The sequence below is a fragment of the Azospirillum sp. FG154 genome (assembly GCF_057809575.1).
This window is the reverse complement of the sequence record NZ_JBMDKF010000012.1, coordinates 116721-131162: the sequence shown is the minus strand read 5'-3', so window position 1 is coordinate 131162 and position 14442 is coordinate 116721. Positions and strand designations below refer to the sequence as shown.

Below are 14442 nucleotides of genomic sequence, written 5' to 3'. Positions count from 1 at the left end.
AAGCTTAAGGAGAGATCACCATGCCCGACACCGCTGCGGCGACCTTGCTGCCGTTCGTCCGCACCATCGCCCATGAAGCGGGTCAGGTCATCTTGCGTTTCTACAACGGCGGCATCGAAGTCGCGACCAAGGCCGACGGCAGCCCCGTGACCCTGGCCGACGACGCGGCGGAGGCGGTGATTCTGCCCGCCCTGCACCATCTGACCCCCACCATCCCCGTGGTGTCGGAGGAGGCCGCCGCCGCCGGTCATCGCCCGGACATTTCCGGCGGGCGGTTCTGGCTGGTCGATCCGTTGGACGGCACCAAGGAATTCATTTCCCGCAACGGGGAGTTCACCGTCAACATCGCGTTGATCGAGCGGGGCGTTCCGGTTCTCGGCGTCGTCTACGCGCCCGCCACCGGCGATCTCTACGCCGCCGCTGGGCCGGGAACGGCGATCCATTGCGCGGAGGGGCGGCACGACCACCCGATTTCCGTCCGCCCCCGCCCCGCCGACGGCTTGACCGTGGTGGCCAGCCGGTCGCACGGCAACGGCTCCACCCTGGACGACTTCCTCGCGGCTTACACGGTCAAGGACCGGGTGTCCTGCGGCAGCTCGCTGAAATTCTGCACGGTGGCGAGCGGCAAGGCCGATCTCTACCCGCGCTTTGGCCCGACCAGCGAATGGGACACCGCCGCCGGTCACGCCGTGCTGATCGGCGCCGGGGGCCGGGTGGAGCAGCCCGACGGGTCGCCGCTGGTCTATGGCAAGGCCGACATCCTCAACCCGCATTTCGTCGCCTACGGATGGTGACGAGTCTCGGCGACGCGGCGCGCGCGGTTCTGACCGCCGCCGCGCCGTTGGAAAAGGCGCGCCTGACGCGCCTGCACGCCGCCGCCTGGGCGGAGGGGCGGCTCAGCCCCGCCGTGCCGACCCCGCCGCCCGACCGCCCAGCCCGGCCCGAGCGGCCCGAGTTGAAGCTGCCGCGCGACATGCCCAAGCGCGGGCGCGGCGGCAACCTGCAAAACCGCGTCGCCCTGCTGCACGCGCTGGCCCACATTGAACTCAACGCCATCGATCTGGCTTGGGATCTGGTCAGCCGCTTCGCCGATGCCGGGATGCCCAAGGGCTTCACCGACGATTGGGTGCGGGTGGCCGACGACGAGGCGCGCCACTTCCGAATGCTGGAAGACCGGCTGAACGCGCTGGGCGCGTCCTACGGCGATTTGCCCGCCCATGACGGGCTGTGGCAATCGGCGACGGAGACGGCGCACGACCTCGCCGCCCGGCTGGCGGTGGTGCCGATGGTGCTGGAGGCGCGCGGCCTGGACGTCACCCCCGACACCGTGCGCCGCCTGCGCGCCTTTGGCGACGCGGAAAGCGCCGATTTGCTCCAGACCATCCATGACGAGGAAATCGACCATGTCGCCGCCGGGCGGCGCTGGTTCGGCCATCTCTGCGCCCAGCGCGGGGCGGAGCCGGTGGCGTTGTGGCAAGAGCTGGTCGGGCGCCATTTCCGGGGCGGGCTGAAGCGGCCCTTCAACACGGCCAGCCGCCTGCGCGCCGGTTTCGGCCCGGAATTTTACGAACCCATCACGCCCGAGGCGCCGCCGCCGTCGCCCCGTTCCGCCCGCCCGCCGGTTGACCGGCAGCCCGAAACCCGTTAAGGCCCTCGCCATCATGGCCGTATACACCGAAGTCTCCGACGAGGATCTCAGCGCTTTCGCCGCCCAGTATGATTTGGGCGCGGTGCTGTCGTGCAAGGGCATCGCGGAAGGGGTGGAGAATTCCAACTTCCTGCTGGTGACGGAACGCGGCCCCTACATCCTGACCCTGTATGAAAAGCGGACCAAGCGCGAGGATCTGCCCTTCTTCCTGGGCCTGATGGAGCATCTGGCCGAGAAGGGCGTCGCCTCCCCCCTGCCCGTTCCGGGGCGCGACGGGGTGGCGCTGCGCGAATTGTGCGGGCGTCCGGCGGTGATCGTCACCTTCCTGTCGGGCATGTGGCCGCGCCGCGTCCACCCGCAGCATTGCGCCCAGTTGGGCGAGGCGCTGGCCCGCCTGCATCTGGCGGTCGCCGATTTCACCATGACCCGGCCCAACGCGCTGGGGTTGGCCGACTGGCGCGATCTGTTCGCCAAATCCGCCGACCGGGCGGACGAGGTGGCCGTCGGCCTGCGCGACACGCTGAGCGCCGAGTTGGACGCGCTGGAGGCCCATTGGCCGACCGACCTGCCGACCGGGGTGATCCACGCCGACCTTTTCCCCGACAATGTGTTTTTCCGGGGCGAGAGCCTGTCCGGCCTGATCGATTTCTATTTCGCCTGCAACGATTTTCTGGCCTACGACGTCGCCATCTGCGTCAACGCCTGGTGCTTTGAGATCGACGGCTCGTTCAACGCCACCAAGGCCCGCCTGCTGCTGACCAACTACCGGAAGGTCCGCCCGCTGTCGCGCGCCGAGCTGGACGCCCTGCCCTGGCTGTGCCGGGGCAGCGCCACCCGCTTTCTGTTGACCCGTCTCTATGACTGGCTGAACCGCGCGCCCGGCGCCTATGTCCAGCCCAAGGATCCGCTGGAGTATCTGCGCAAGCTGCGCTTCCACCAGACGGTGCGCGGCTTGGGCGATTATTTTCTCGACGACGACGAACCGGCCAACCCGGGCGCCGCGTCATGAGCGAGGAGCAAGAATCCGCCCGCAAGACGGTGGACATCTTCACCGACGGCGCGTGCAGCGGCAACCCCGGCCCCGGCGGCTGGGGCGCCATCCTGCGCTATGGCGCGGTGGAGAAGGAACTCTATGGCGGGGAGCCGGACACCACCAACAACCGGATGGAGCTGATGGCGGCGATCCAGGCGCTGGAATCGCTCAAGCGCCCGGTGGCGGTGCGGCTCTACACCGACAGCGAATATGTGAAGAACGGCATCACCAAATGGATCCATGGCTGGAAGGCCAAGGGGTGGAAAACCGCCGACAAGAAGCCGGTGAAGAACATGGATCTGTGGCAACGGCTGGAGACCGCCAAGCAGCCGCACGCCGTGGAATTCCACTGGGTGCGCGGCCATGACGGCCACCCGGAAAACGAACGGGCCGACGAATTGGCCCGGCGCGGCGTCAGCGACGTCCGCGCGCGCGGTTGATTATTGCGGCTTCTCCGGCGCGGGAGCCTCAGCCGTCGGCGTGGCGGGTTTCTTTTTGCGGTCTTCCGACGTTGATTTCTCGCTGTTCAGGATTTTCCCCTCGATCGTTTCGATCGCCCCCATCAAGGTCATGGTGTTGACGAAATCGTCCATCATCAACGAGGGGTTTTTCTTGAACTGGTCGTACATCACCAAGGTCTGGCGCAGTTCGGTGTGCGCCGACTTGTAGGTCGTCGCCTTGTCCATCGGCGTCAGAAAGGCGTAAATCGACACGCTGGCGGCGGATAGGCCGGTGATGGCGCGGCGGACGTTCCGGTTTTCAACATCGCTGAGGATGGTCGACAGAATCGGCATCAGCACGCCGGCGGCGCCCAGCAGATAATGCAGATAGTAGTAAACGGTGTAGTTGAAGTCCCAACTGGCCAGCAGGCAATTCGCCAGACCGACCACATCCGCCTGATTGGTGTTGCCGCACAGCATCCCGCGTTCCCCCTCGCCGCCTGACCATGGTCGGGGCATGCCCCCACACCGCGTGCAGGCATTATTCAGGAACGCGCGCGACAATCAACCAACGCGCCGCCATTGTCGCAAATTGAGAGAAATCGTCAGAATGCGCTCTCCTTTTCGACCGGCGGCGAAGAAGGGGCGCGGAACGATCCGCTTCGCGCCCCCCGAAACGCTTACAGGCTCGCCAGAACCGCTTCCGCCGACGACACCTCGAACTGGCCCGGCGCTTCCACGGCGACGTGGGTGGCCACGCCGTCCTTGGCGACCAGGGCGAAGCGCTGGCCACGGGTGCCCAGGCCATAGCCCGAACCGTCCATCGTCAGGCCCAGCGCGGTGGAGAAGGTGGCGTTGCCGTCGGGCAGCAGGAACACGGCGTCGCCCGCCCCGGCCTTTTCGCCCCAGGCGCGCATGACGAACGGGTCGTTGACCGCGACGCAAACAATGCTGTCCACGCCCTTGGCCTTCAGCGCCTCGGCGTTCTGGATGAAGCCCGGCAGATGCTTGGCCGAGCAGGTCGGGGTGAAGGCGCCGGGGACGGAGAACAGGACGACGGTCTTGCCCGCGAACAGATCGTCGGTCGTGACCTCCTGCATGCCGGCGTCGGTCAGGTGCTTCAGCGTGACCGACGGGATGCGGTCGCCAACTTGGATGCTCATGTCTCTAACCCTTCCAGGTTTTTTCGGTTGCGGCGTTCCAATCGTAAAGACCTAGCGCTCCGCCATGACAATCGCAAGCGCGCCCCGCGCCCGACCAAGAAAATCAGCGCGTTATGACCGCTTGGACGCCCGATTCAACGCCTCGATCACCGCCGCTTCGCCCAGCAGTTCCGGCAGGGCGATTCCCTGCGGCGCACCGGGGCCATAGACGATGTTGAAGGGGATGCCGTAGCGGCCATGATCGGCCAGAAAACGGGCGATGGCCTCGTCGGGCCGCGTCCAATCCGCCCGCATGGCGATCAAAGCCGGGTCGGCGAAGCGCTCGGCCACGGTTCCGCGATTGAGGACCAGCTTCTTGTTGGCCTGACAGGTGATGCACCAGTCGGCGGTGACGTCGACGAACACCACCCGCCCCGCCGCGACATGCTCGCGAATGGCGGATTCGGCAAAGGGCGTCCAGCGATTCGCCGTTTCGCTGGTCGAAGCCGCCGCGCCCGCCGACGGCCCGACCGCCAGCGGCAGGGCGAAGGCGGTCAGCGCCAAGCCCCCGGCCAGCGCCGGACCCGCCCAGCCGGAGCGTCGCGGCAAACGCCGCCCCAGCCACAGCGCCGCCACCAGCCCGATCATCAGCGCGGCGACTCCGCCCGCCGCCGCCTCGCCGATCTGCGCGACCAGGACCGACAGCAGCCACAACGCGGTGGCCGCCAGGGCGACGCCCATCGCCGCCCGCAGCCGCGCCATCCAACGGCCCGGACGCGGCAGCCACGCCGCCACGCGCGGCCACGCCGCGACCAGCAGATAGGGCAAGGCCAGACCGACGCCCAGGGCGGCGAAGATGGCGTAAATTTCAACCGGCCCCTTGGCCAGCGCGAAGCCCACCGCCGTTCCCAGGAAAGGGGCCGAACAGGGGGTCGCCAGCAAGGTGGCGAAGGCCCCGGTGGCGAAGGGACCGGCCAGCCCGTCGCCCTCCAGCCGGTCGGCCAGCGCGCGCGGCAAGGGCACCTCGAACAGCCCCCACAGATTGGCGGAGAACAGCGTCACCAGCACCACCATGAAGACCAGGAACAGCGGTTGCTGGAACTGGATGCCCCAGCCGACCGCCCCGCCCGCCGCCTTCACCGCGACCAGCGCCGACGCCATCAGCAGGAAGGAGGTCAGGATCCCGGCGGCGCTGGCCAGGAACCCGGCGCGCACCGCGCCCGTCGCCCGCCCGCCATGCTTGATGACCGACAGCAATTTCAGCGACAGCACCGGCAGCACGCAAGGCATCAGGTTGAGGATCAAACCGCCGAGCAGCGCCACCCCCAGCATGGCGAACAGCCCACGCCCCGCAGTTCCCCCCGCCAGCAGGGCGACCGACGTCGGAGTCTCGACCGCGCGCGCGCCGTCCACCAGGGTCACGGTGACGGCCCGCCCGGCCAAATCCAGATCCTTGGGCGGATCGGACGCCCGCAGGGTCAGGCGCACCCGCTTGTCGTTGTCGGAAAACACCGCCTTCGGCGCGGTGAAGCTCAGCGGCGGGTCGGTTTCGACAAAGACGTCGGGAGAGACGAAGCCGTCGGTCGCCGTCGCCTCGATCTCCAGCGCGTCGCCAGCGCCGCGCACTGAGGCGACGCTGACCAGCCCCGCCCCGCCCAGCGCGCCGACGCGCGGCACCAGCGATTGGGCGCGGGCGACGTCGTTCGCCGAGTCCCCCGGCTGCGCCGGTCCCGCCGGAAGGGCCAGGGACAGCTTGACCGTTTGCGGCACGCAAATGTCCGAACAGACCAGCAGATCGGCGGACAACGCCAGATCCAACGGCTTGCCCGGCGTTTGCACGACGGCGCGCAGCGGCAACAGCGTCTCGACGTCGTACCCGGCGCTCTCGAACCCCAGAACGGAGAAGCGATGCGGCGCCGGATAGGACAGCGTCGCGTCCTTCAGATTGGTCGAACCGCTCCAATCCAGGCGCGGCGGGTATCCGGCGTCGCCGGGGGAGCGCCAATAGGTCTTCCACCCCGGTTCCAAGCGCAATTCCAGCCCCAGCGGCAGCGCGTCCAGATCGCCGACGGCGCGCGCCGAGGACACCAGCCGCGCCTCCACCGGCCCGGCCTTGGTCCAGGCGCCTTGCCCCGAATCCTGCGCCAACGCGGCGAACGGGGCCGCCGTCAGCAACGCGACCGCCAACGCCCGACCGGCAAAGCTGTTCATCGTCCGCATCCTCGTCCCCATCGTCGAGCGCCCGTCAATTTGGCCGGTGCATCCAGGGCGCCGCCCTATTGCGCCACCCCTATATAGGAACCCATATATAGGTGACAAAGATCATGTCGTGCTGTCACACTCTGGTGAATGCGTCGCGAGAACGCCCACCACAACCGAACGTTCGGACAGGCATGGCCGCCCGCCGCCCATCCTGGATCGACGATCAAGGATGAACGCCCATGCCGCGACGGACCAAGTCCTCGGAATCGCTGACCGGCCAGTTGCTGATCGCCATGCCTGGAATGGAGGATCCCCGTTTCCAACGCACGGTCATCTACATGTGCGCGCACAACGAGGATGGGGCGATGGGGCTGGTGGTCAACCGCCTGTTCGGATCCATCACGTTCGAGGATCTGCTCGAACAGCTCGACATGAACATCAGCCAGCCCGCCAACAACCCGCCCGTCCATTACGGCGGCCCGGTCGAATCGGGGCGCGGCTTCGTCCTGCACTCCACCGACTATGTGCGCGACGGCACGCTGGTGGTGAACGACGACGTCGCCCTGACCGCGACCATCGACATCCTGCGCGCCATTTCCGAAGATCGCGGCCCGCGCCGCAACCTGCTGCTGCTGGGCTACGCCGGCTGGGGACCGGGCCAGTTGGACGCCGAGTTCCAGGCGAATGGCTGGCTGAACGTTCCGTGCGACGAAAAGCTGCTGTTCGACACCGATCTGGACGCCAAATGGGAACGCGCCATCGGCAAGCTGGGCGTCAGCGTCTCCATGCTGTCGGGCGAGGCCGGGCACGCCTGAGGTCTTGCCGCATCAGGGATTCCAACGGGCGGCGGCGCTGTCGTCGCTGTCCTTGGCTTCGACCCAGCGTTCGCCGTCGGGGATGGCCTCCAGCTTCCAAAAGGGCGCTTTGGTTTTCAGCCAGTCGATCAGGAAGCGGCAGGAATCGAACGCCGCGTCGCGGTGGGCCGACGCGGTGGCGACCAGCACGATTTGGTCGCCCGGCTCCAACCGTCCATAGCGGTGGATGATGAGCACGTCGTCGAGCGGCCAGCGCCGCCGCGCCGCCGCCTCGATCGCCTCCAACTGCTTTTCGGTCATGCCGGGGTAATGCTCCAGCGTCATGGCGCTGACCGCCGCGCCGCCCGCCATGTCGCGCACCAGCCCGGAAAACAGCGTCACCCCACCGACGGAGGTCCGCCCGCGCGTCAGCGCGACGTATTCGGCGCCGACGTCGAAATCCTCCGCCTGGACCCGGATCGCCACCGCCTCAGCCCCCCGTGACCGGCGGGAACAAGGCCACCTCGTCCCCCGGTTCGATGGGGTGATCGTAGGGGACATGCTCCTGATTCACCGCGACCTTGACCACTTTGCTGTTGGCCAGCGCCTCGGCGTGTTTGGGGCTGCGGGTCTTCAGCCAATCGACCAGCGCGCCGACGGTCTTGACCTCGGCGGGGAGATCGACGGTTTCCGACGGCACGCCGATTTTGGTCCGCAGCCAGGCGAAATAGAAAATCTTCATCATCGGACCTCACATCACCGAACGTCGTTGAAGGGCAGAAAATCCACCAGCATGCCCGGTTCGACCCGCGCCACATCCTCGGCCAACTCAATCAGCCCGTCGGATTCGACCAGGGACGACAAGACCCCGGCCCCGTCGCGCGGGTGCTTCGTCGCGCGCAACTGGCCATCGGCGTCGCGGCTGAGCGACGCGCGGAGATACTCCCGCCGACCGGGTTTTTTCTTGTACGCGAAGGCGGCGCGCACCGGATAGAGCGTCGGCGTTTCGTCCGCCGCCCCCATCAGCCGCAGCAGAATCGGGCGGGCGACGCGCAGAAAGGTGACGACGACGGCGACCGGGTTGCCGGGCAGCCCGACGAAGACCGCCTCCCCCACCCGGCCCAGCGCCACCGGACGGCCCGGCTTGATCGCCAGCCGCCAGAAATCGAGCCGCCCCGTGGCCTCCACCGCCGCCTTGACGTGATCCTCCTCCCCGGTGGACATGCCGCCCGAGGTGATGAGCGCGTCGTGGCTTCGCGCCGCCTCGGCCAGCCGGTCGCGGATCGTCTCGAAACGGTCGGGCAGAATGCCCAGGTCGGTCACGGCGCAGCCCAACCGGGCCAGCAGCGCCATCAGGGAATAGCGGTTGGCGTCATAGACCGACCCGGCGTCGAGCGCCGCGCCCGGATCCCGCACCTCGTCGCCGGTGGAAAAGACGGCGACGCGCAGCCGCGCCCGCACCTCCACCCGGCGGCAGCCCAGCGAGGCGAGCAGGCCGACGTCCTCGGGCCGCAAACGCCGCCCGGCGGTCAGCACCACGGATCCCCGCGTCACGTCCTCCCCCGCCAAGCGGCGGTTCGCGCCGCGCCGGACGCCCGGCGGCAGGGTGACAAAGCCGTCTTCCGCCCGGCAATCCTCCTGCATGAACACGGTGTCCAGCCCGGCGGGCATCGGCGCGCCGGTGAAGATGCGCGCCGCCTCCCCCCGGTTGGCCGGTCGCGGCGATGCCTGCCCCGCCGCCACCCGCGCGGTGACGGGCAGCCGGGTCGGGCCGTTCGGGTCGAGGTCGTCGAAGAACACCGCGTAGCCATCGACCGCCGCGTTGTCGTGCGGCGGCACGCTGAAGGGGGCGACGTGGTCGGCGGCCAGCGCCCGGCCCAGCGCGTCGGTCAGGGCGACGCCCTCCAGCCCCGTCACCGGGCAAACCCGTTCGGCCAGCCGCGCCAGCGCCCGGTCCACCGTCATCATCTCGCCGCCGAAGGCGAAGCAATCGTTGCTGAGTTGAACCATGATGCGGGCAGTCTAGTCCGCCAGCCCCTTGGCTGCGAAGGGGGAAATGGTCACAAGAGGGCGTCGGCGATCCGCTCCGCCCGCTCGAACCGGAAATCGGGACGCCGGGCGGTCCCCCGGATCATTCAAAGTCAAACACATCGCGACCGTTCAAACGGCTGCACCGTCCGCAATGCCAGAATTTCAGGCGATAGGGCGTCGGCGGCTCGTTTGAGAAAAGCTGATAGAGCGCATAAACGCCCCGGTTCTTGTGGGCGCGCATCACCCCCACGGGGGTGTTGATAAACTCCTGATCGGCGGGCCGGTTCGGCTGTTTCGTGAGCGCTTCAACGATTTGATCCAACCGCGCGCGCTCGGCGTCGGAAAGCTTGCTTCGCTCCTCCAAGAAATCGCCGCCAAAATCAACCTCGGCCCGCGCCTTGGGGCGCGTCTGTGGAACGACCGGACCCACAACCAAATCAACCCTTCAGGCTTTTTTTCCAGTAGGCCGGACCCTCAGCGTCCGCTTTGGCCTTCAAGGTCGTCACCAGGGCGTTGAGCTTCTGCTTTTGCGACTGCTGCGCCTCCACCATCTCGACAGTCCGTTCGGCTTTGGACCGGGCGGGCTTGCGGGATGGAGTTACGGAGGCGCGCGGCTTGTCTGCTGGTTCCATAACCAACTCCACCATAGCCATGCGTCCCTCCAATGTTCGCTTGTTGTCGGGTTTCGTCAACCGCGACCAACCCTGATTTGGCGAACGTTACCCTCTTATGGCGTGAAAGCAAAGACCATACTCGCCAAAAAGGATAGGACCTCTGGCGTTTCTCTTCTTTTTATCCCGCCAACCCGCAACGCTCCACCACAAAGGCCGCCACCGCTTCGGCGTCGTTCAAATCCAGCACGGGAACCGGGCAATCGGGAACCGGGCCGTCGCTGGCCACCGCGACGATGCTGGAATCGTCCGCCGCGATCAGCGGCTTGTCCACCGCCGCCCGCCAAACCTCGATCTTCGCGTGCGGTTCGCGTTTGAAGCCTTCGATCAGCAGCAGATCGACCGGCGACAGCTTGGCGACCAGTTCGGACAGGGTCAGTTCCGGTTCGTCGTCGCGCAGCTCGTGCATCAAGGCCCAGCGGCGGGGCGAGCTGACCAGCACCTCCGTGGCGCCGGCCGCGCGGTGGTTGTGGCTGTCCTTGCCCGGATGGTCGATGTCGAAGCCCTTGTGGGCGTGCTTGACCGTCGAGACGCGCAGGCCCCGCGCAGTCAGCGCCGGAATCAGCCGGACCATCAGCGCCGTCTTGCCGCTGCCGCTCCAGCCGGTAAGGCCAAAAATTTTCATCGGATCGCCCTCAACCGACGCGGCGGGCGGATTGGGGCGGGACCGGCTTTTGTTCGGCCATCATGTGGATCAGCCCGGCCCGCATGTAATCCCAGCCGGTGTAGAAGGTCAGCGCCGCCGCGATCCACAGGCCGACGGTGCCGACGAAGGTGACGGGGAACTCCGCCGGGCCGTAATCGCCGACGATCAGAAAGCCCAGCGCGACCATCTGGATGGCCGTCTTCCATTTGGCCAGCCACGTCACCGGCACGCCGACATGCAGGCCCGCCAGATACTCGCGCAGGCCCGACACCAGCACCTCGCGCAGCAGGATGACCACGGCGGGCAGAATCGACAGGCCGTTCAGCCGGTCGAAGCCGACCAGCATAATCAGCGTCGCCGCCACCAGCAGCTTGTCGGCGATGGGGTCCAGGAACTTGCCGATCACGCTTTCCTGCGCCCAGGCGCGCGCCAGATAGCCGTCGAACCAGTCGGTGACGCAGGCCGCCCCATAGAGCGCGCAGGCCGTGTAGGCCGCCCACGCCTCCGTCACATAGAACAGGCCGACGACCGGCGGGATGACCGCGATACGCGACAGGGTCAGCAGGTTGGGCAGGCTGGTCAACATGGTCAGAGGCTCGAACCGCTGGAGGGGGCGAAAGAGGCGGGCGCGCGCATTCTAACCGTCGGGATGGAAGTGATCGTATATCTTTTTTGCAACCGTCCGGCTGACGCCCTCCACCGCCTCCAAATCGGCCAGCCCGGCCCGCGCCACCGCCGCCCCGCTGCCGAAATGATGAAGCAGCGCCTTCTTGCGGGCGGGGCCGATGCCGGGCACCTCGTCGATGGGGGATTTGCCGATGGCCTTGGTGCGTTTGGCCCGGTGGGTGCCGATGGCGAAGCGGTGCGCCTCGTCGCGCAGCCGTTGCAGGAAATAGAGAACGGGGTCGCGCGGCTCCATCTGGAAGGGCGCGCGGCCTTCGATCAGGAAATGCTCGCGCCCGGCGTCGCGGTCCGGCCCCTTGGCGATGCCGACCAGCGTCACGTCGTCGATTCCAAGCTCGGCGAGGACGTCGCGCGCCACGTTCAACTGGCCGATGCCGCCGTCGATCAACACCAGATCGGGCCAGCTTCCCAGCGTGCGTTCGGGGTCTTCCTTGATGGCGCGCCCGAATCGGCGGGTCAGCACCTCGCGCATCATGGCGAAATCGTCGCCCGCCGCGCCTTCGGTGCGGATGTTGAATTTGCGGTAGGCGTTCTTGATGAAGCCCTCCGGTCCCGCCACGATCATGGCGCCGATGGCGTGCGCGCCCTGGATGTGGGAGTTGTCGTAGACCTCCACCCGCTCCGGCGGCGAATCCAACCCGAAGACGGTCGCCACCCCCTCCAACAGCCGCGCTTGCGAGGAGCTTTCGGCCAGCCGCCGCCCGTGCGCCTCGCGCGCGTTGGTCAAGGCGTGATCGACGATGCGCCGCTTCTCCCCGCGCTTGGGTTCGATCAGCTCGACCTTGTGGTCGGCGCGCAGGCTCAACGCCTCCGTCAACAGATCGAGTTCGGGCAGGGCGTGGCTGACCAGCACCAGCGGCGGGGCGGCCTTGTTCTCGTAGAATTGGGCGATGAAGGCGGCCAGCACCTCCTCGATCTCGGCGGCCTTGTCGTGGCTGGGGAAATAGGCGCGGTTGCCGTAGTTGCGACCGCCCCGGAAAAAGAAGATCTGGATGCAGGTGACGCCGCCCTCGCTGTGGGCCGCCACCACGTCGGCGTCCTCCACCACCCCTTCGACGTTGATGTCCTGATGGGCCTGGATGGCGGTCAGGGCGCGGATGCGGTCGCGGTAGCGCGCCGCCGTCTCGAAATCCATCGCGTCGGACGCCGCCATCATCTGGGCGACGAACTCCGTCTGGATGTCGCGGCTCTTGCCCGCCAGAAAGGCGCGGGCCTGCCCGACCTGGGCCTGATACTCCTCCGGCGTCACGCGGGCGACGCAGGGCGCGGTGCAGCGCTTGATCTGGTGTTGCAGACAGGGCCGGGTGCGCGAGGAAAACACCGTGTCGGCGCAGTTGCGCAGCAGAAAGGCGCGCTGCAAGGCGGTGATCGTCCGGTTGACCGCGCCCGCCGACGCGAAGGGGCCGAAATAATCGGCGTCCCGCCCGCGCGCCCCACGATGCTTGGTGAGCTGCGGGTAGTCGTGGTCCTTGGTTATCATGATGTGCGGGAAGGTTTTGTCATCCCGCAGCAGCACGTTGTAACGCGGCGCCAGCCGCTTGATGAGGTTCGATTCCAGCAGCAGCGCCTCGACCTCGGTGTGGGTCGTGACGAACTCCATGCTTTCGGTTTCCGACACCATGCGCTGAAGGCGGACCGGCAGCTTGACGACCTGGGTGTAGTTCGTCACCCGGCGTTTCAGATTGCGCGCCTTGCCGACATAGAGCACCGCCCCGTCGCCCGCCAGCATCCGGTAGACGCCCGGCGTCTGCGGCAGGGTTTTCAGATGCTCGCGAATGATCTCGACGCCGCGCGCCAGGTCGGCGGGACGGCGGCGCGCGCGGACGGGCGCGCCGTTCACCGGGTCGGGCGCGTCGGGCGCGGAGGCCGCCCCGGAGCCGGGCGGGGTGTCGGAGGAATGCGTGTCGGAGGAATGCGTGTCGGACATGGCCCGACTGTCGTCGAGCCGACGCGCGCGGTCAACCACCCGCCGCGTCATGGGCGCCGCGCGGCGACTCACCCTTGCCCGCAGGTCGCCGCAGACTATCCACCGATCCTGTGGATAAGTTTGTCGATAACAAAGGGGGGAAGGGGTCGGAAGCCAAGCGCCGCAAGGACTCTCAGACGTATGCTCAAAAATTAGGCATTTTCGTTAAGTCTTTGATTTCTTTACGTCAGCTCCGAGTCAAGCGCGTCAAATGACGCTGCGGCACAAAAATGTCATTGACTGCAAACGCCCTCTTGCGCCGGTCTGGACACCTGTGTAAAACGCGCGGTCCTTTCCGGCGCCGTCCTGGCCGCCGGGCGACAAATTCCCACGCGCGGAGTCGGTGAACGGAGCGGGAGCGGCGGCTACTCGACCGGCACGAAGCCATGCGCGGGCTGCGCCCATCCCAGATGTTCCCCCCCGTCCAGGGCGATCATTTGGCCGGTCATGGCCGGGGCGGCGAGCAGGAAACGAATGGCGGCGCAAATCTCGTCCGGGGTTGCGCCACGCCCCAACGGGGTCGCCTCCCACTGGGCGGTGAACTCGGCTTCGGTCTGTCGGTCGTTGCGCAGGGTCGGGCCGGGGCCGATGCCGTTGACGCGGATGCGCGGAGCCAGCGCCTGGGCCAAGGTTCGGGTCAGCGCCCACAGCCCCATCTTGGACAGGGTGTAAGAGAGAAAATGCGGCGTCGGGTTCCACACCCGTTGATCCAGCAGATTGACGATCAGGCCGCGCTCCTCCGGCGGCAGATGGGCGGCGAAGGCCTGCGACAGGACGAAGGGAGCGCGGAGGTTGGCCTCCATATGCGTGTCCCAGCTTTCGCGGGTCGCGTCCTCCACCCCGTCGCGCTCGAAGCGCGAGGCGTTGTTGACCAGAAGAGTCAGCGGGCCAAGCCGTTCGACGGCGGCGGGCAGCAACGCCTGCACCTCCGCCTCACGCCCCAGATCGGCGGACAGGGCGACGGCCCGCCCGCCCGCTTGGACGATCTGCGCCACAACCTCCGCCGACGCGCGGACCGAACGGTGATAATGCACGGCGACGGCCCAACCCTGGGCCGCCAGATCGAGCGCGATGGCCCGCCCGATGCGTCTGCCGGCCCCGGTGACGAGAGCCGCTTTCCTCTTGATCTCAACCATGCCGTCATAGGTACCTTGCCACCGCTGCGGGTCAAGGGGGGACGGAGGA

At 67.6% G+C, this 14442-nt stretch carries 17 protein-coding genes; 5 read left to right on the top strand and 12 right to left on the bottom strand.

All coding sequences use genetic code 11. The features are described 5' to 3' along the window. The first annotated feature begins 20 nt into the window (after positions 1 to 20). From cysQ to rnhA, 4 genes are read left to right on the top strand one after another with little or no spacing between them, the layout of a single operon-like run. Positions 21 to 794: a 3'(2'),5'-bisphosphate nucleotidase CysQ gene (gene cysQ, locus ACODS4_RS15670; RefSeq protein ID WP_488865210.1), complete on the top strand. Its 774-nt coding sequence runs from the start codon at positions 21 to 23 to the stop codon at positions 792 to 794. Continuing rightward, a complete protein-coding gene (locus tag ACODS4_RS15665; RefSeq protein WP_488865208.1) occupies positions 788 to 1648 on the top strand; it encodes a ferritin-like domain-containing protein in 861 nt (286 codons plus the stop codon). Before cysQ ends, ACODS4_RS15665 begins: the two co-directional genes overlap by 7 nt. 13 nt (positions 1649 to 1661) lie before the next feature. After that, positions 1662 to 2657, top strand: a complete 996-nt coding sequence (locus ACODS4_RS15660) for a homoserine kinase (protein ID WP_488865206.1) — start codon at positions 1662 to 1664, stop codon at positions 2655 to 2657. Then, positions 2654 to 3121 carry a ribonuclease HI gene (rnhA, locus tag ACODS4_RS15655; RefSeq protein WP_488865204.1) on the top strand — a complete coding sequence of 156 codons (468 nt, stop codon included), beginning with the start codon at positions 2654 to 2656 and terminating at the stop codon, positions 3119 to 3121. Before ACODS4_RS15660 ends, rnhA begins: the two co-directional genes overlap by 4 nt. Here rnhA and ACODS4_RS15650 read toward each other — a convergent pair whose 3' ends face one another. From ACODS4_RS15650 to ACODS4_RS15640, 3 genes are all read right to left on the bottom strand, one after another. Further along, complete coding sequence (locus ACODS4_RS15650; RefSeq protein WP_488865202.1) at positions 3122 to 3640, bottom strand: hypothetical protein; 519 nt, start codon at positions 3638 to 3640, stop codon at positions 3122 to 3124. A 161-nt stretch (positions 3641 to 3801) separates the two neighbouring features. Continuing rightward, entirely contained in the window at positions 3802 to 4284 is a 483-nt protein-coding gene (locus ACODS4_RS15645; protein ID WP_488865200.1) for a peroxiredoxin, read from the bottom strand. Positions 4285 to 4395: 111 nt separating this feature from the next. After that, positions 4396 to 6474: a protein-disulfide reductase DsbD family protein gene (locus ACODS4_RS15640; RefSeq protein WP_488865198.1), complete on the bottom strand. Its 2079-nt coding sequence runs from the start codon at positions 6472 to 6474 to the stop codon at positions 4396 to 4398. A 230-nt stretch (positions 6475 to 6704) separates the two neighbouring features. Between ACODS4_RS15640 and ACODS4_RS15635 the strand changes: the two genes are divergently transcribed. Then, positions 6705 to 7280, top strand: coding sequence for a YqgE/AlgH family protein (locus ACODS4_RS15635; RefSeq protein WP_488865196.1), 576 nt, complete (start codon positions 6705 to 6707; stop codon positions 7278 to 7280). Between the two features lie 12 nt (positions 7281 to 7292). Here the strand turns inward: ACODS4_RS15635 and moaE are convergent, their stop codons facing one another. The 9 genes from moaE to ACODS4_RS15590 all read right to left on the bottom strand — a co-directional run bounded on the left by moaE (position 7293) and on the right by ACODS4_RS15590 (position 14393). Further along, complete coding sequence (gene moaE, locus ACODS4_RS15630; protein WP_488865194.1) at positions 7293 to 7745, bottom strand: molybdopterin synthase catalytic subunit MoaE; 453 nt, start codon at positions 7743 to 7745, stop codon at positions 7293 to 7295. Positions 7746 to 7749: 4 nt separating this feature from the next. After that, a complete protein-coding gene (moaD, locus tag ACODS4_RS15625) occupies positions 7750 to 8001 on the bottom strand; it encodes a molybdopterin converting factor subunit 1 (protein ID WP_119830781.1) in 252 nt (83 codons plus the stop codon). 14 nt (positions 8002 to 8015) lie between these two features. Next, a complete protein-coding gene (gene moeA / locus ACODS4_RS15620; RefSeq protein WP_488865192.1) occupies positions 8016 to 9269 on the bottom strand; it encodes a molybdopterin molybdotransferase MoeA in 1254 nt (417 codons plus the stop codon). 121 nt (positions 9270 to 9390) lie between these two features. Continuing rightward, on the bottom strand, positions 9391 to 9720 hold the full coding sequence (locus ACODS4_RS15615) for a hypothetical protein (RefSeq protein ID WP_488865190.1): 330 nt from the start codon (positions 9718 to 9720) through the stop codon (positions 9391 to 9393). A gap of 7 nt (positions 9721 to 9727) precedes the next feature. Further along, the gene (locus tag ACODS4_RS15610; RefSeq protein ID WP_488865188.1) at positions 9728 to 9943 is read right to left on the bottom strand and encodes a hypothetical protein; all 216 of its coding nucleotides are present in this window, start codon (positions 9941 to 9943) and stop codon (positions 9728 to 9730) included. 139 nt (positions 9944 to 10082) lie between these two features. Beyond that, positions 10083 to 10586, bottom strand: coding sequence for a molybdopterin-guanine dinucleotide biosynthesis protein B (gene mobB, locus ACODS4_RS15605; protein ID WP_488865186.1), 504 nt, complete (start codon positions 10584 to 10586; stop codon positions 10083 to 10085). A gap of 10 nt (positions 10587 to 10596) precedes the next feature. Next, on the bottom strand, positions 10597 to 11193 hold the full coding sequence (gene pgsA / locus ACODS4_RS15600) for a CDP-diacylglycerol--glycerol-3-phosphate 3-phosphatidyltransferase (RefSeq protein WP_488865184.1): 597 nt from the start codon (positions 11191 to 11193) through the stop codon (positions 10597 to 10599). Between the two features lie 51 nt (positions 11194 to 11244). Beyond that, positions 11245 to 13218 carry an excinuclease ABC subunit UvrC gene (gene uvrC / locus ACODS4_RS15595; RefSeq protein WP_488865182.1) on the bottom strand — a complete coding sequence of 658 codons (1974 nt, stop codon included), beginning with the start codon at positions 13216 to 13218 and terminating at the stop codon, positions 11245 to 11247. 404 nt (positions 13219 to 13622) lie between these two features. Beyond that, on the bottom strand, positions 13623 to 14393 hold the full coding sequence (locus ACODS4_RS15590; protein ID WP_488865180.1) for an SDR family oxidoreductase: 771 nt from the start codon (positions 14391 to 14393) through the stop codon (positions 13623 to 13625). Positions 14394 to 14442: the final 49 nt, after the last annotated feature.

Excerpts from the sequence above, each read along its gene's own strand:
- cysQ (WP_488865210.1), top strand. The coding sequence starts at position 21 with ATGCCCGACACCGCTGCGGCGACCTTGCTGCCGTTCGTCCGCACCATC.
- ACODS4_RS15665 (WP_488865208.1), top strand. The coding sequence starts at position 788 with ATGGTGACGAGTCTCGGCGACGCGGCGCGCGCGGTTCTGACCGCCGCC.
- ACODS4_RS15660 (WP_488865206.1), top strand. The coding sequence starts at position 1,662 with ATGGCCGTATACACCGAAGTCTCCGACGAGGATCTCAGCGCTTTCGCC.
- rnhA (WP_488865204.1), top strand. The coding sequence starts at position 2,654 with ATGAGCGAGGAGCAAGAATCCGCCCGCAAGACGGTGGACATCTTCACC.
- ACODS4_RS15650 (WP_488865202.1), bottom strand. The coding sequence starts at position 3,640 with ATGCCCCGACCATGGTCAGGCGGCGAGGGGGAACGCGGGATGCTGTGC.
- ACODS4_RS15645 (WP_488865200.1), bottom strand. The coding sequence starts at position 4,284 with ATGAGCATCCAAGTTGGCGACCGCATCCCGTCGGTCACGCTGAAGCAC.
- ACODS4_RS15640 (WP_488865198.1), bottom strand. The coding sequence starts at position 6,474 with ATGAACAGCTTTGCCGGTCGGGCGTTGGCGGTCGCGTTGCTGACGGCG.
- ACODS4_RS15635 (WP_488865196.1), top strand. The coding sequence starts at position 6,705 with ATGCCGCGACGGACCAAGTCCTCGGAATCGCTGACCGGCCAGTTGCTG.
- moaD (WP_119830781.1), bottom strand. The coding sequence starts at position 8,001 with ATGAAGATTTTCTATTTCGCCTGGCTGCGGACCAAAATCGGCGTGCCG.
- moeA (WP_488865192.1), bottom strand. The coding sequence starts at position 9,269 with ATGGTTCAACTCAGCAACGATTGCTTCGCCTTCGGCGGCGAGATGATG.
- ACODS4_RS15610 (WP_488865188.1), bottom strand. The coding sequence starts at position 9,943 with ATGGCTATGGTGGAGTTGGTTATGGAACCAGCAGACAAGCCGCGCGCC.
- mobB (WP_488865186.1), bottom strand. The coding sequence starts at position 10,586 with ATGAAAATTTTTGGCCTTACCGGCTGGAGCGGCAGCGGCAAGACGGCG.
- pgsA (WP_488865184.1), bottom strand. The coding sequence starts at position 11,193 with ATGTTGACCAGCCTGCCCAACCTGCTGACCCTGTCGCGTATCGCGGTC.
- uvrC (WP_488865182.1), bottom strand. The coding sequence starts at position 13,218 with ATGTCCGACACGCATTCCTCCGACACGCATTCCTCCGACACCCCGCCC.
- ACODS4_RS15590 (WP_488865180.1), bottom strand. The coding sequence starts at position 14,393 with ATGGTTGAGATCAAGAGGAAAGCGGCTCTCGTCACCGGGGCCGGCAGA.